The organism is Nisaea sp., from assembly GCF_040217065.1.
In the GTDB taxonomy this organism is placed as follows: domain Bacteria; phylum Pseudomonadota; class Alphaproteobacteria; order Thalassobaculales; family Thalassobaculaceae; genus Nisaea.
Genome location: NZ_JAVJNX010000009.1, coordinates 654,018 through 667,977 on the forward strand (window position 1 = coordinate 654,018; position 13,960 = coordinate 667,977).

General features: G+C 64.3%; 14 protein-coding genes. 5 read left to right on the top strand and 9 right to left on the bottom strand.

All coding sequences use genetic code 11. The features are described from left to right. Positions 1–41 precede the first annotated feature (41 nt). Complete coding sequence (locus RH950_RS15425; RefSeq protein WP_350058297.1) at positions 42–1,433, bottom strand: DEAD/DEAH box helicase; 1,392 nt, start codon at positions 1,431–1,433, stop codon at positions 42–44. A 593-nt stretch (positions 1,434–2,026) separates the two neighbouring features. Here RH950_RS15425 and RH950_RS15430 point away from each other — a divergent pair. The 3 genes from RH950_RS15430 to RH950_RS15440 all read left to right on the top strand — a co-directional run bounded on the left by RH950_RS15430 (position 2,027) and on the right by RH950_RS15440 (position 5,472). After that, on the top strand, positions 2,027–3,190 hold the full coding sequence (locus RH950_RS15430) for a fumarylacetoacetate hydrolase family protein (protein ID WP_350058299.1): 1,164 nt from the start codon (positions 2,027–2,029) through the stop codon (positions 3,188–3,190). Between the two features lie 138 nt (positions 3,191–3,328). Continuing rightward, positions 3,329–4,768, top strand: coding sequence for an aldehyde dehydrogenase family protein (locus tag RH950_RS15435; protein ID WP_350058301.1), 1,440 nt, complete (start codon positions 3,329–3,331; stop codon positions 4,766–4,768). 68 nt (positions 4,769–4,836) lie between these two features. Further along, positions 4,837–5,472 carry an FMN-binding negative transcriptional regulator gene (locus RH950_RS15440; protein WP_350058303.1) on the top strand — a complete coding sequence of 212 codons (636 nt, stop codon included), beginning with the start codon at positions 4,837–4,839 and terminating at the stop codon, positions 5,470–5,472. Positions 5,473–5,583: 111 nt separating this feature from the next. On the opposite strand, the gene RH950_RS15445 is transcribed toward RH950_RS15440, so the two are convergent. From RH950_RS15445 to RH950_RS15460, 4 genes are all read right to left on the bottom strand, one after another. After that, the gene (locus RH950_RS15445; protein ID WP_350058305.1) at positions 5,584–5,796 is read right to left on the bottom strand and encodes a hypothetical protein; all 213 of its coding nucleotides are present in this window, start codon (positions 5,794–5,796) and stop codon (positions 5,584–5,586) included. A gap of 109 nt (positions 5,797–5,905) precedes the next feature. Beyond that, positions 5,906–6,142: a YMGG-like glycine zipper-containing protein gene (locus tag RH950_RS15450; protein ID WP_350058307.1), complete on the bottom strand. Its 237-nt coding sequence runs from the start codon at positions 6,140–6,142 to the stop codon at positions 5,906–5,908. A gap of 129 nt (positions 6,143–6,271) precedes the next feature. Further along, entirely contained in the window at positions 6,272–6,835 is a 564-nt protein-coding gene (locus tag RH950_RS15455; protein WP_350058309.1) for a P-loop NTPase family protein, read from the bottom strand. A gap of 4 nt (positions 6,836–6,839) precedes the next feature. Continuing rightward, positions 6,840–8,009: a M20 aminoacylase family protein gene (locus RH950_RS15460; protein WP_350058311.1), complete on the bottom strand. Its 1,170-nt coding sequence runs from the start codon at positions 8,007–8,009 to the stop codon at positions 6,840–6,842. 178 nt (positions 8,010–8,187) lie between these two features. Between RH950_RS15460 and RH950_RS15465 the strand changes: the two genes are divergently transcribed. After that, the gene (locus tag RH950_RS15465) at positions 8,188–9,333 is read left to right on the top strand and encodes an NADH:flavin oxidoreductase/NADH oxidase (RefSeq protein WP_350058313.1); all 1,146 of its coding nucleotides are present in this window, start codon (positions 8,188–8,190) and stop codon (positions 9,331–9,333) included. 9 nt (positions 9,334–9,342) lie between these two features. Here RH950_RS15465 and RH950_RS15470 read toward each other — a convergent pair whose 3' ends face one another. Genes RH950_RS15470 through RH950_RS15485 form a run of 4 tightly spaced genes read right to left on the bottom strand, consistent with a single transcriptional unit; the run spans position 9,343 to position 13,078 of the window. After that, positions 9,343–9,867: a c-type cytochrome gene (locus RH950_RS15470; protein ID WP_350058315.1), complete on the bottom strand. Its 525-nt coding sequence runs from the start codon at positions 9,865–9,867 to the stop codon at positions 9,343–9,345. After that, complete coding sequence (gene cueR / locus RH950_RS15475; RefSeq protein ID WP_350058317.1) at positions 9,864–10,262, bottom strand: Cu(I)-responsive transcriptional regulator; 399 nt, start codon at positions 10,260–10,262, stop codon at positions 9,864–9,866. Before cueR ends, RH950_RS15470 begins: the two co-directional genes overlap by 4 nt. A gap of 11 nt (positions 10,263–10,273) precedes the next feature. Next, the gene (locus RH950_RS15480; RefSeq protein WP_350058319.1) at positions 10,274–12,595 is read right to left on the bottom strand and encodes a copper-transporting P-type ATPase; all 2,322 of its coding nucleotides are present in this window, start codon (positions 12,593–12,595) and stop codon (positions 10,274–10,276) included. Positions 12,596–12,646: 51 nt separating this feature from the next. Continuing rightward, on the bottom strand, positions 12,647–13,078 hold the full coding sequence (locus RH950_RS15485; RefSeq protein ID WP_350058321.1) for a secondary thiamine-phosphate synthase enzyme YjbQ: 432 nt from the start codon (positions 13,076–13,078) through the stop codon (positions 12,647–12,649). Between the two features lie 86 nt (positions 13,079–13,164). Between RH950_RS15485 and RH950_RS15490 the strand changes: the two genes are divergently transcribed. Continuing rightward, positions 13,165–13,842 carry a DNA-3-methyladenine glycosylase family protein gene (locus RH950_RS15490; RefSeq protein WP_350058323.1) on the top strand — a complete coding sequence of 226 codons (678 nt, stop codon included), beginning with the start codon at positions 13,165–13,167 and terminating at the stop codon, positions 13,840–13,842. The last annotated feature ends 118 nt before the right edge of the window (positions 13,843–13,960 follow it).

A 13,960-nucleotide genomic window follows, 5' to 3' on the forward strand; every position in this document is an offset into this window, starting at 1 on the left:
ACTGATCGTTACGTCTGGATTGACGTTTCTGTATGCCGCCCTCAGGCAGCGACAGCCGGTGTTGCGGCGCCGATATTGCCGAGGATGCGGGCAAGGCCCGCTGTCGAAGTATCGGGGCCGGGTATGCGTTCTCCCGACGCGTCGGGAAGCGCCGCATTCTTGTCGCCTGGCGCAGGCCGGTCAGAGCCGGCGCGCCGAGGCTTGGATTGGGACTTGGGTTGGGACCGGTTCCGGGACTTGGCCGGAGCCTTCTCCGTGATGGTTTCGGCAACCGCCTGATGCGCCACCCGATTGACGGGCGCGGCGGCGGACTGGCCGGCGTCACTGTCGAGCCGGTTGCCGATCAGCTTTTCGATGGCGCGCAGCAAATCGCGTTCGGCCGGATCGCACAGCGAGATGGCGATACCGGTGCGGCCGGCACGGGCTGTCCGCCCGATCCGGTGCACATAGGCCTCGGCCACGTTCGGCAGCTCGAAATTGATCACGTGCGACACGTCGTCGATGTCGATACCCCGGGCGGCAATGTCGGTCGCCACGAGAATGGATGTCCCGCCGCTGCGGAACGACGCCAGGGCGCGTTCCCGCTGGGACTGGCTCTTGTTGCCATGGATGGCGGCGGAGGAAAGACCGGCACTCTCCAGATGGCGGCTGACCTTGTCGGCGCCACGCTTGGTCCGCGTGAACACGATGGCCCGCACGGAGTCGGCATCGGAAAGAATCCTGGTCAGCACGTCGCGCTTGTTGGCCGCCGGTGTGTGGCGAACGGTCTGCACGATGCGCTCGATCGGCCGGGAAATGGCGGCCACGGCGATTTCAGCCGGATCGGTCTGGAAGTCACGGGCCAGGGCACGAATCTGCGGCGGCATGGTGGCCGACATCAGGGCTGTCTGCCGTTCTTTCGGCACCTTGCCCATGATCTTGCGGATCGCCGGCATGAAGCCGAGATCGAGCATCTGGTCGGCCTCGTCGAGAATGATGCGCGTCGTCCGGTCCAGCCGGATGGCACCCGTGTTCATGTGGTCGAGGAGACGGCCCGGCGTGGCGACGACGATATCGGCACCGCTGGCCAGGGACCGGATCTGCGGGCCCGGCTTGACGCCGCCGACGACGACCGTCACCGAAACCTGCATGAACTTGCCGTAGATGCGGATGTTTTCCGCGATCTGCTGGGCCAGTTCGCGCGTCGGCGTCAGGATGAGAGCGCCGCAGGTCTTGGGCGCGGGCTTGCCTTCCTGTCCGGCGATGCGGTGCAGGAGCGGCAGGACGAAGGAGGCGGTCTTGCCGGTTCCGGTCTGGGCGATGCCAATGACATCGCGACCGGCCAGCATGACGGGAATCACTTCGCTCTGGATGGGAGTGGGAGTGGTGTAGCCTTCGGCGGTTACGGCTCGAAGGAGGGACTTGGCGAGGCCAAGGTCGTTAAACTGTTTCAAGTAGGCTCTTTCAACGGTCACCATCTAATCGCGCCACACTGGCTGCGGAAGATAACCTCTTTGTTCTGGAAGCTTGCGTAGATCAGCTGCCGTCTTGTTATTCTGCCCGGATGGGCTTTCTGGCAACGATCGATACGACGTATTGCGAGAACATGACGCTGCTGACGAAAAACTCACCATCCACGCGCAGCGCACTGACGACAAACGATCACGTTCCGGCATTTGTTGCAACATATTTCTTTCCGGAATGTATAATTCCCTGTTCCTCCGCCGGTTTCCAGCAATCCCGGACGACGGCAGCACATCCAGATACTATAATACGACGCTGCCACGGCGCAATTGTCCAGGCTGAATCCGGTTGCGTCCGTCATTCCCGCTCGAATAATTTCCGCGCTTATCATAGCCTGTGACGCCATGCTTCAGACGTCCCGTACGCTCTGTAGCGCTGCACGGTTTCCGTCATGTGCAAAAGGCTTTCATTTCTCTGGTATTTTGTATCCCAGAGAGTCCATAATCCGATCCGAAGTCAGTATTCAACCGGTTCACCGCGCCGCACGAAGCGTCATGCAACCGGATATGGGAGGGAACGAGAGATGAGCAACCGTATCGCGCAGGATCTGCCGGTCGATCTGGACAAGGCGGTCCTCCTGGGCCGGGTTTCGACGCCGGAAGGCCCGGCTGTGTGCACCCTGCGCGGCGAGGATGTTGTCGACATCACGGCCCGCATCCCGACCATCACCCATGCCCTGAAGGCCGCCTGCCCGGCCAGCATCGTGCGCGGCGCCGAGGGTACGGTGATCGGCAGGATCGGCGATATTCTGGAGACCAGCTTCGATCCGAAGGCCACCGGGCCGCGCCTGCTCTCCCCCATCGACCTGCAGGCCATCAAGGCCGCCGGGGTGACCTTTCCGAACAGCATGATCGAGCGCGTCGTCGAGGAGATGACAAAGGGCAATCCGTTGAAGGCTGACGAGGCCCGGGCGCAGCTTGCCCGGGATATCGGCGACGATGTGTTCTCCATCGTGCCGGGCTCGGATGAGGCGATGAAACTGCGCGAGACCCTGCTGGCGAGGGATCTGTGGTCGCCCTATCTGGAAGTCGGCTTCGGCGTGGACGCGGAGATTTTCACCAAGGCCCAGCCGATGTCGTCCGTCGGGCACGGCGCCGGGGTCGGGCTGCATCCGCGCTCGGACTGGAACAATCCGGAGCCGGAAGTCGTGCTGGTCTGCGCGCCGGACGGCAGGATCGTCGGTGCCACCCTCGGCAATGACGTGAACCTGCGCGATTTCGAGGGCCGCAGCGCCCTGCTGCTCGGCCGGGCCAAGGACAATAACGCCTCGGCCAGCCTCGGCCCGTTCATCCGGCTGCTGGACGATCATTTCACCATGTCCGACATCCGCAACGCGGACCTGTCGCTCGAGGTCACCGGCACGGACGGCTACGTCCTCAGTGGCTCCAGCACCATGCGGGTCATCAGCCGCACTCCGGAGGATCTGGCGCAGCAGATGTTCGACTGCCACCAGTATCCGGACGGCGCCGTGCTTTATACCGGCACCCTGTTCGCCCCGACCGAGGACCGTAACAAGGACCGGCCCGGCGAGGGCTTTACCCACAAGTTCGGCGACCGGGTGCGGATCGCCAGCTCGCGGCTCGGGTGTCTGGAGAATGTGGTCGGCAGTTCCGACGCTCTGCCGGAATGGCAGGACGGTGCGCTGGCCCTGTTCCGCTCTCTGTCGAAACGCGGCATCGCGGTCTGAGGCGCGCCTATCCCGGCCCTTTCCGTGCGGTCACAAAATAAAAACAGCAGACCCCATTGATCCCTGCCGTGTGCGGCGTAAGCTCCCCTCCGATTCAAAACCCGGCCCGAACAGCGCCGGAACCGAGAGAGGGAACTCATGACACTGCACCGCAATCTGATCGCCGGCGACTGGGTCGAGGGCACGAACGCCAGCGATAACATCAACCCGTCCAACACCGGCGACGTGGTCGGCCAGTTCGCGCAGGCCGATGCTGCCGCAACGGAACAGGCCATCGACGCCGCCGTCGCCGCCTCCCATGCCTGGGCCCGAAGCCCGATCCAGCAGCGCCACGACATTCTGGCCGCCGCTTCCGCCGAGATCATGGCCCGCAAGGAAGAGCTCGGCCGCCTGCTCTCCCGCGAGGAAGGCAAGACGCTGGCCGAGGGTATCGGCGAGACCATCCGCGCCGCCCAGGTGTTCGATTTCTTCGCCGGTGAATGCCTGCGCCTGTCCGGCGAGAAGATTGCCTCCACCCGCCCGGGCCTCGAGGTCGAGATCACCCGCGAGCCGATCGGCGTTGTCGGCATCATCACGCCGTGGAACTTCCCGATCGCCATCCCGGCCTGGAAGATCGCCCCGGCTCTCTGCTACGGCAATGCCGTCGTCTTCAAGCCGGCCGGCCTAGTGCCGGGTTGCGCCTGGGCCCTGGTCGACATCCTGAAAAAGGCCGGTCTGCCGGACGGTGTGCTGAACCTGGTGATGGGCAGCGGCGGCACCGTCGGCGAGGCCATCCTTTCCAGCACCAAGATCAACGCCGTGACCTTCACCGGCTCGGTCGCGACCGGCGCCCATGTGGCGGCGAAATGCTCCGCCACCATGAAGAAGTACCAGCTCGAGATGGGCGGCAAGAACCCGCTCGTTGTCCTGGACGACGCCGATCTCGCAACCGCCGTCGATGTTGCCGTGAACGGCGCCTTCTTCTCCACCGGCCAGCGCTGTACCGCCTCTTCCCGGCTGGTCGTGACCGAAGGCATCCACGACAAGTTCGTCGCCGCCTGCATCGAGAAGCTGAAAGGCCTGAAGATCGACGACGCGCTCGCCGAAGGCACCCATATCGGCCCGGTCGTCGATGCCAGCCAGCTCGCGCAGGACGAGGAGTATATCAAGATCGGCCAGCAGGAAGGCGCGAAGCTCGCCTTTGGCGGTGAGCGCCTGGAGCGGTCCACGCCGGGCTTCTACCTGCAGCCGGCCCTCTTCACCGAGACGACCAATTCCATGCGCATCAACCGCGAGGAAGTGTTCGGCCCGGTCGCCAGCGTGATCCGGGTGAAGGATTATGACGAGGCTCTGGCCGTTGCCAACGACACGACCTTCGGCTTGTCCTCCGGCATCTGCACCTCGAGCCTGAAATACGCCAGCGACTTCAAGCGCAATTCCGAGGCCGGCATGGTCATGGTCAACCTGCCGACGGCGGGCGTCGACTATCACGTCCCGTTCGGCGGCCGGAAAGGCTCCAGCTACGGCGCCCGCGAGCAGGGCCGCTATGCGTCGGAATTCTACACAACGGTGAAGACCGCCTATATTCTGCCGATCTGACGAAACGCACAAAGAGGAACGCGCCGGCGCCATATCGCGCCGGCGCGTTTCACGATCGGAGAGACCTCATGTACACACCGCCGCATTTTCGCGAAGACGATATCGCCGTCATGCATGAGGCCATCCGCCGAATCGCCTTCGGCACTCTGGTGACGCTCGGCCCGGACGGCCTGGTCGCCAGCCATGTGCCGATGCTGCTGGACGCCGAAAAGGGCACGCACGGCACGCTGACCGGCCATCTGGCCAAGGCGAATATCCAGACAAAGACCGAAGCGTCGGACCTGGAGGCGCTGGTGATCTTCCAGGGGCCGGACGGCTATATCACCCCGAACTGGTACGCGACCAAGCAGGAGCACGGCAAGGTGGTGCCGACCTGGAACTATGTCGCCGTGCATGCCTACGGGCCGATCAGCTTCTTCGAGGACGCGGAGCGTCTGCGCGACCAGGTCTCAAGCCTGACCGACCGGCACGAGGCCGCGAATGCCGAGCCCTGGGCGCTGAACGACGCGCCGGAGAAGTTTGTCCAGTCGCAGCTCAAGGGCATCATCGGCTTCGAAATCCCGATCACCCGGATCGACGGCAAGTGGAAACTGAGCCAGAATCGCCCGGCGGCGGACAAGGAAGGCGTCATGTCCGGACTTGATGCCCGCGACGGTGCTGACGCGGCAATTTCCGCTGTCACCCGCGAACATCTGCAAAGCTGAATCCGGCCCGGAAACGAAGAATGGCCGCCAGGGGAATAGCGGCCATTCGATCGGTGGGAGGACCTCTCTCGGGAAGAGGTGCTCTCGGGGAAAATTGTCTTTAATCTTAGTCTAGTCGACGAGGTAGACGGTTCCGGCGCCAACGCCGGTGCCGACACCGACGCCGCAGGTCACGCAGCCATCGTAAAGCGCCCTTTCCGGACTCAGCCCGGTACCGATGCCGCCTCCGGAAAGCACATGCTGGCGGGTCGAATGGGTATCCGCGCAAGCCGACAGGATCAGACCGGCGGCTATCAGAACTGGGAGGACAAGAGTGCGTCGCATCCGTCATCTCCTCGACTTGGATTCAGGGGAGGCTTTTTGCCTCGCTTGCAGGGAAAACACGGGACGCCGGAATTGGTTCCCGCCGTTTTCTGAACGGGCCGTATGAGGATCAATCGTCCTCTTTCTGCATCTGATCATGGATATAGCCGGCCCCGGCACCAATGCCCGCACCGATTGCCGCGCCGCAGGTCACGCAGCCGCCGGTCAGCACAGTGCCGACCGCTCCCACGCCAGCGCCGATAGCGCCGCCGGAGAGAACGCGCTGTTCCGTCGTGTCCATGCCGGAGCAGCCGGAGACCAGCAGGCCGCCGGCAATAACGGCGGGAAGGATCAGGGTGCGTTTCATGGTTCGTCTCCTTGTGCGCGCCCCAGGGGACCGCTGTGCGCTTCGTTCCATGGATAAACGTCCGGCGGCAGGATTTGTTCCAATATGCTGTAGGAGGGTGATTGGGAGTAACGACGGCAGCGAGCGATGCTATGCCTTTACGAAGCAGGCCACCTGCTCGATTTGCCGGTCGGTCGTGTCCGTGCCCGAAACCCTGACAACAGGACATGGCAACCGCTCGATCCACGCCTCATGCAGTTTCAGGCTGCGGATTTCGGGTCCGCCCGTATCGTAGGATGCAGCCCATTCGACGAAAGCCATATGGGCGTCGTACTGCGCGCCGCCCGGCTCAAGGGCCTCGGCACCGTACCGGGCTTCCTCGCGGGCGATCAGGCGATCCATACGCAAATTGAACGGCGTGTAGACGAAGACCGCAAGATCGAAGAGATCGATCAGCGGGTCGCCCCAGGACACCATCGAGCCGGTCAGCACCCACCTGCCCGCCGCCTCGAATGCCTGTTCAAGCAGGCGGAGGCGCTCCGGGACCGGACGCTTTTCCTGGAAAGCCGGTTTCGTCGGCATCCAGTAGAAATCGTCCGTATCGAGATGTGTGTGACCAAAGCGGGCTGCCCAGGCACGCCCGAACGTGGTCGTGCCCGAGCCGGAGGCGCCGAAGACATGCAGTCTTGGCGGCAGAGCCCCGCCTCCGGTCATCGCATCAGGCCGATTTCGCCAGCCGGGTTTCGACCAGCCTGCTCCAATAACTGGCGCCAACCGTCAGGGCCTCGTCATTGAAATCATATTCCGGGTGATGCAGGCCGGCAGTGTCGCCATTGCCGCACCAGATGTAGGCACCCGGCTTCTCCAGCAGCATGTAGGAGAAATCCTCGGCACCCATGCTCGGCGGCAGCTCGCGGTCGACCGTTCCCATGCCGCCGGAAATCTCCGCACAAACAGAGGCAGCGAAATCGGCCTCCTTCTCGGTATTCACGGTGGCCGGATAGCCGGAGATATAGTTCAACTCGGCCGTCGCGCCGTAGGTCGCGGCAATGCCATCCGCCACCCGCTTGATGCGCTCCGGCAGGGTTGCCTGCAGATGCGGGTTCAGCACCCGGCAGGTGCCGCGCAGGATGATGTCGTCCGGGATCACGTTGAAGGCGTCGCCGGCATGGAACTGGGTCGCACTGATGACCAACGCTTCCGCCGGATCGATATTGCGGCTGGTAATGGTCTGCAGCGCCATGACGATGTTCGCGCCGACGACAACAGGATCGACACCCTGATGCGGCATGGCCGCATGGGCGCCCCGGCCGGAGATGAAGATCTCCCAATTGTCCCGCGCCGCCATCACCGGGCCGGCCGAGACGCCGAAGCTGCCGACCGGCATTTCCGGCCGGTTGTGCATGCCGTAGACCTCCTCCACCGGGAACAGCGTGAAAAGACCGTCCTCGATCATCTTCTTGCCGCCGCCCTTGCCTTCCTCGGCCGGCTGGAAGATCAACTGCACGGTGCCGGCGAAATTGCGGGTCTCGGCGAGATACTTCGCGGCGCCCAGCAGCATGGTGGTGTGGCCGTCATGGCCGCAGGCATGCATCTTCCCGTCATTCTTCGAGCGATGCTCCGGCGTGCCTTTCTCATGGATCGGCAGGGCGTCCATGTCGGCGCGCAGGCCGATGGCCGGTCCGTCACCGCCCGTTCCCTTGATGGTCGCCACCACACCTGTGCCGCCGAGGCCCCGATGGATTTCAAGACCCATCTCCGTCAGCCGCTCCGCCACGAAATCAGCGGTCTCGAACTCCTCGAAACCGAGCTCCGGGTTCTGGTGAATATGGCGCCGCCAGCCGGTCAGTTCGGCATGGAAATCGGCGATACGGTTGACGATAGGCATGAAATGGCTCCTCGCGGGCGGGAAGAAATCTCTGGAAATGGAACAGCTCACACGATGGCGCGCCGGGCGGCCCTGTCAAGTGCCGAGCTGGCGCTTCAGACATACCATCGCAGAACCTACCAGCCTTGCGCGAAATGCAGGCTTTTCGGTTATCCTTTCGAAAAAATGGGAGGACCGAATGACCGCATCCACGCCGCTGCTTTTCCAGCCGATCCAGCTCCGGGGCATCACCCTGCCGAACCGCATCGTGATCCCGCCCATGTGCATGTATTCCGCCGAAGAGGGGCTTCCCACCGACTTCCACATGGCCCATCTCGGCAAATTCGCCCTCGGCGGTGCCGGCATGGTCATCCTGGAAGTGACGGCGGTGAGCCGGGACGGCCGCATCACCCACGGCGATCTCGGCATCTGGACCGACGAGCAGGCGAAAAAGCTGGCCCCGATCGCCGCTTTCCTGAAGTCGGAAGGCAGCGTTCCCGCGATCCAGATCGGCCATTCAGGCCGCAAGGGCAGCATGCAGCGTCCCTGGAAGGGTAACGGGCCCCTCACCCCCGAGGATATCGCCGGAGGCGCCACGCCCTGGCAGCCGGAAGCGCCGAGCCCGGTGCCCCTAGCCGACGGCTGGCTGACACCCCGCGAGCTCGATCTCGATGACATGAAACGGCTGCGCGGTGCCTTTGCCGACGCGACGAAGCGCTCGGTCGATGCCGGGTTCGAGTCCGTCGAGATCCATTGCGCCCACGGCTATCTGCTGCAGACCTTCCTCTCCCCGCTCGGCAATTTCCGCAAGGATGCCTATGGCGGCGACCTTGAAGGCCGGATGCGCCTGTCTCTGGAGATCGCCGAGGATGTCCGTGCCGCGCTGCCGGACAACCTGCCGCTGTTTGTCCGCATCTCTGCCGTCGACGCCATCGAGGGCGGCTGGGAAATGGAGGACAGCCTGACCTTCTCCCGGGAATTGAAAGCGCGCGGCGTCGATGTGATCGACTGCTCCTCAGGTGGACAATCCCCGAAAGGCGCCACGAACTTCAAACTGGTCCGGGAGCCGGGCTACCAAGTGCCCTATGCCGCCGAGATCCGGCGCGAGGTCGGCATGATGACCCAGGCGGTCGGACTGATCACCGATCCGCACCATGCCGAAGCCATCCTGCAGGCTGGGGACGCGGACCTGATCGCCATCGGCCGCGAGGCGCTCTACAACCCGTTTTGGCCGCGCCATGCCGCAGACGCCTTCGGGCTGGATCCCGAATTCAGAACCTGGCCGCCGCAATATGCCTGGTGGCTGGACAAGCGGGCGCAGGGCCAGCGGGCGCAGCAGAAGTGACCAAACGCGTCAGTTCTGACCGTTCGCCTGCCGGTTGATGCCGTCATGCCGGGCGCGAATCTCCGCGGGCCAGGTGCTCTTGATGAAGGACAGGACCGCGATGATCTCCCGGTCGCTGAGCGATCCCGCGAAACCGGGCATGTCACTTTCATAACCGTCACCGACAATCATGGCCGGGCCCGCCTTGGTCAGGGCGAAAAGCTGGTCGTCCGGATGATGCCAAGTATGGCCGGAGGGATCGTGCGGCGGCGCCGGCAGGCGGCCGTCCGGTTTACGCTGTCTCCAGTTCGGCTGCCCTTCCAGATTCGCGCCGTGGCAGCTCGCGCAGGCGGTTGCGTAGATCTCGCGGCCATCCGCGACCAGACCGGTATCCCCCGGCCGCAACCGGACAGCGGTCGATTGCTCCGCCTCCGCCGCACCGGGAGCGAACCGGGAGATCACGGATGGACGTTCCGGATCCTGGATCCGCGAATAGCCCGCGAGGCCAAGCAGGACCAATACGGCGACACCGGAGGCCAGAAAGCGCCAGTTCACGTGCCGCCTCCGATGCCCGCGAGATCATCAAGGATCGGGCAATCCGGCCGGGCGTCCCCGTGACAGGCCTGGACCAGATGCGCCAGCGTCTGGCGCATGCTTTTCAGCTCCCGGATCTTGCGGTCGATCTCCTCCAGATGGGCCTCGGCGATGGCCCGGACATCCGCGCTCTCCCGCTCGGTCTCGCCATAAAGCGACAGCAGCGCACGGCAGTCCTCGATGGAAAAGCCAAGCCCCCGCGCCCGCTGCAGAAAACGAAGCCGGTGCACATCCTCCGTCGAGTAGTCCCGATAGCCATTATCCCGCCGGTCGGGACGGACCAGACCGATTTCCTCGTAATAGCGGATGGTCTTGGCCGGCAGCCCTGCGCTCTGCTCGACTTCCCTGATTTGCATCATGCGTCTCCTCAGAGTTTCGCCGACCGGAGCCGGAGCGCGTTGCCGATGACCGACACCGAGCTCAGGCTCATGGCGGCGGCCGCCAGCATCGGACTTAGGGTCAGACCGAACAGCGGATAGAGCAGCCCGGCGGCCACGGGCACGCCGAGCGCATTATAGACAAAGGCGAAGAACAGGTTCTGGCGGATATTGCGCATGGTCGCTCGGCTGAGACGCCGGGCTTTCACAAGGCCGCGCACATCCCCCTTCACAAGGGTGACAGACGCACTTTCCTTGGCGATGTCCGTGCCGTTGCCCATGGCGATACCGATATCGGCGAGCGCCAGCGCCGGCGCGTCGTTGATACCGTCGCCGGCCATCGCGACCTTCCGCCCTTCCGCTTTCAGACGCCGGACGAGCTCGGCCTTGTCCGCCGGCATCAGCCCGCCATGCACGTCCTTAATCCCGAGTGCGGCACCGACAACGGCGGCGGCTTTCTGATTGTCTCCCGACGCCATCACCACCCGGATGCCTTCCCGTCCAAGATCAGCCACGGCTTCCGCCGCACCGTCCTTGATCCGGTCGCGCACAGCCAGCAGACCGATCGCCGTCCCGTCATGGGCGACATAGAGCAATGTCGCCCCAGCCTCCGAGAACGTCTCCGCCGCTGCCGCGAGAGCGGCAATATCGATCTTGAGTATCTCCATGAAGCGGGCCGACCCGGCCGCCACCGGAGCGCCGTCGACTTTTCCCTGAAGCCCGAGGCCAGGCTCCGTCTGAGTGTCCGTTGCGGTTTCAACCTGAAGGCCGCGCTCTTTGGCCGCGCGCAGGACAGCCGCGGCCAGAGGATGTTCGCTGCTCCGCTCGATGGCGGCGGCGAGCCCAAGGATACGGTCCTCTGCCTGATCGCCCGCGGCCGCTATGTCGGTCAGCTCCGGATGGCCTTCGGTCAGTGTCCCCGTCTTGTCGACCACCAGCGTGTCGATCTTCTCGAACCCTTCGATGGCTTCGGCATCGCGGATCAGGATGCCGGCAGAGGCACCGCGCCCGGCGCCCACCATGATCGACATCGGCGTCGCCAGACCCAGCGCGCAGGGACAGGCGATGATCAGCACCGAGACGGCGGCAACAACGCCGTGCGCCAGAGCCGGCTCCGGTCCGAAAAATGCCCACCCCCCGAACGCCACGACCGCGGAGAGCAGGACTGCCGGCACGAAATAGCCGGCAACGGCATCTGCGACTTTCTGTATCGGCGCCCGGCTGCGCTGCGCCTCGGCGACCATGGCAACAATCCGCGACAGCACGGTCTCCTGGCCAACCTTCTCCACTTCCATGACGAGGGCAGACCGGCCGTTGAGAGTCCCGCCGACCAGGCTGTCTCCGGGATTCTTTTCGACCGGCAGGGGTTCGCCGGTCAGCATGGATTCATCCACCGCTCCGGCACCGTCAAGCAGCCGGCCATCGACCGCAATACGCTCTCCGGCCCGAATACGGATGCGGTCGCCCGCGCGGATATCGGCAACGTCGACCTCCTCGTCGTCGCCATTGCCGGTCAGGCGGCGTGCCTTCTCCGGCGCCAGGCTGAGCAAAGCCTTCAGGGCGTCGGACGTCCGCTCCCTGGCGCCGAGCTCGAGCACCTGGCCGAGCGCGACCAGGGAAATGATCACCGCCGCGGATTCGAAATAGAGCCCGACGCGGCCGTCGCCGCCCCGGAAACCTGCGGGAAACAGATCCGGCAGGATCAGTCCTGCCAGACTGTAGAGATAGGCCGCGCCGGTGCCGATCGCGATCAGCGTGAACATGTTGAAATGGCCGGTCCGGAGCGAGGTCCAGCCGCGCTGGAAGAACGGCAGGCCGACCCAGAGGACGACCGGCGTCGCCAGGACCGCCTGCACCCATGCGTTCCACGGACCGGAAACAAGATCACCCAGCCCGGGCACCATCTCGCCCATGGACAGGACAAAGACCGGCAGGGTCAGAACCAGGCCGATCCAGAACCGGCGGCGCATGTCGAGATATTCCGGGTTCGGCGGCGTATCCCGCGAGATCACCTCCGGCTCAAGCGCCATTCCGCACATCGGACAGGCGTCCGGCTCCGGACTCCAGACGCTCGGGCACATCGGGCAGACATAGCCGGGGCCAGCGCCTTCCGGCTTGCCCGTCATGACCGCCTTGCCGGAACCGCCGCCGGCATGTTCGTGACCATGCCCGCAGCAGGAGCTGACGGGCTTTTTCACCTCGCCATGGCAGCAGGATTTCTGTGACTCGGTAATTGTCGGTTCATGGCAGGACATGACGGCTCCGTCGGTAAACTCTTCCAGCCGGCAGGATCCGGCCTCATGTCCCTGCATAAAGGTTCTAGTGACTAGAAGGTCAAGGACGAAATGAAGCCGCGTCCCCGGTCAGGTACCCAGCAGATGCAGAACCACTTCACGGCGATGCGGGGCCCGGCGGTGCTCCAGCAGGTAGACCGCCTGCCAGGTACCGAGCAGCATGCGCCCGTTCGCCACCGGGACCGGCAGGGATGTCTGGGTCAGCATGGTGCGGATATGCGCCGGCATATCGTCCGGCCCCTCGATCCCGTGCCGGTAGCGGCCCGGGTCTTCCGGCGCGATTTCGGTAAGATAGTCGGCCAGATCGGCGCGGACGTCCGGATCGGCGTTTTCCTGGATGGTCAGCGACGCCGAGGTGTGGCGGACGAAAAAGGTCAGCAGCCCGGTCGAGACACCGGTCCCGGCAAGCCACGTGGACGCGTCCGGGGTCAGATCGTAGAACCCGAGGCCCGCCGTGCGAACAGTCAGGATGTCCTGCGCCTGCCGTTCCAATGCCATCATGCTGACGTCCCCGACCCGCTGCTCTTATCAATACGCGATGTCCGAACTATGCTCGCGCCCGTGCAGCGGAACAATAGGGGGCGGTCATGACCGGCACCGAGAGCCAGAACAACGCGCTTCATCAGGCGGTGATCGCGCTGGCGGAACGCGATCCAGACCTGAAAGCGCTGTATGACCGGCTCGGCCCGCCGCCATCGCGCAAGGAGCCTCCCGGTTTCGCTTCCCTGGTTCGCATCCTCACGGCACAGCAGGTTTCTCTGGCATCGGCGAGCGCCATCTGGACGCGGCTCAACCAGCAGATGGATGTCACTCCCGCTGCTGTCTCCACTGCAACCGACGATGATTTCAAGCTGGCGGGATTCAGCCGCCCGAAAGTCCGCTATGCCCGTGCTCTTGCCGAACACGTTCTGGACGGGCGGCTTGACCTGGATAACCTGCAGAACCTGGATGACGAGGCCGTAGCCCGCGCACTGACGGCTGTTCCCGGTATCGGACGCTGGACCTGCGACATCTACCTCCTGTTCTGTCTCGGCCGGCTCGATATCTGGCCTGGCGGCGATCTCGCGATTCAGGAAGCGCTGCGCGCCCTGAAGGATCTCGACAGCCGCCCGAAGGAGAAAGAGACCCATCCGATCGCCGAGCCCTGGCGCCCCTACCGCGGTGCGGCGGCGCAATTGCTCTGGCAGTACTATCGCATGCTGAAATTCGGCGGGAAAACCTCCGAAATCGGAGTGTTTCCCGTGACAGACCGGGCATCGCCCTGATATCTTTCGAGAAATTGACACGAAACAGGGGCCGCCGACCCCAAAAAGCCGATCTCCTTTCCGCCACCTCCGGTCTGGCGGATGCGTGAACGAAGCGGGAATGAGAATCAGAACAACG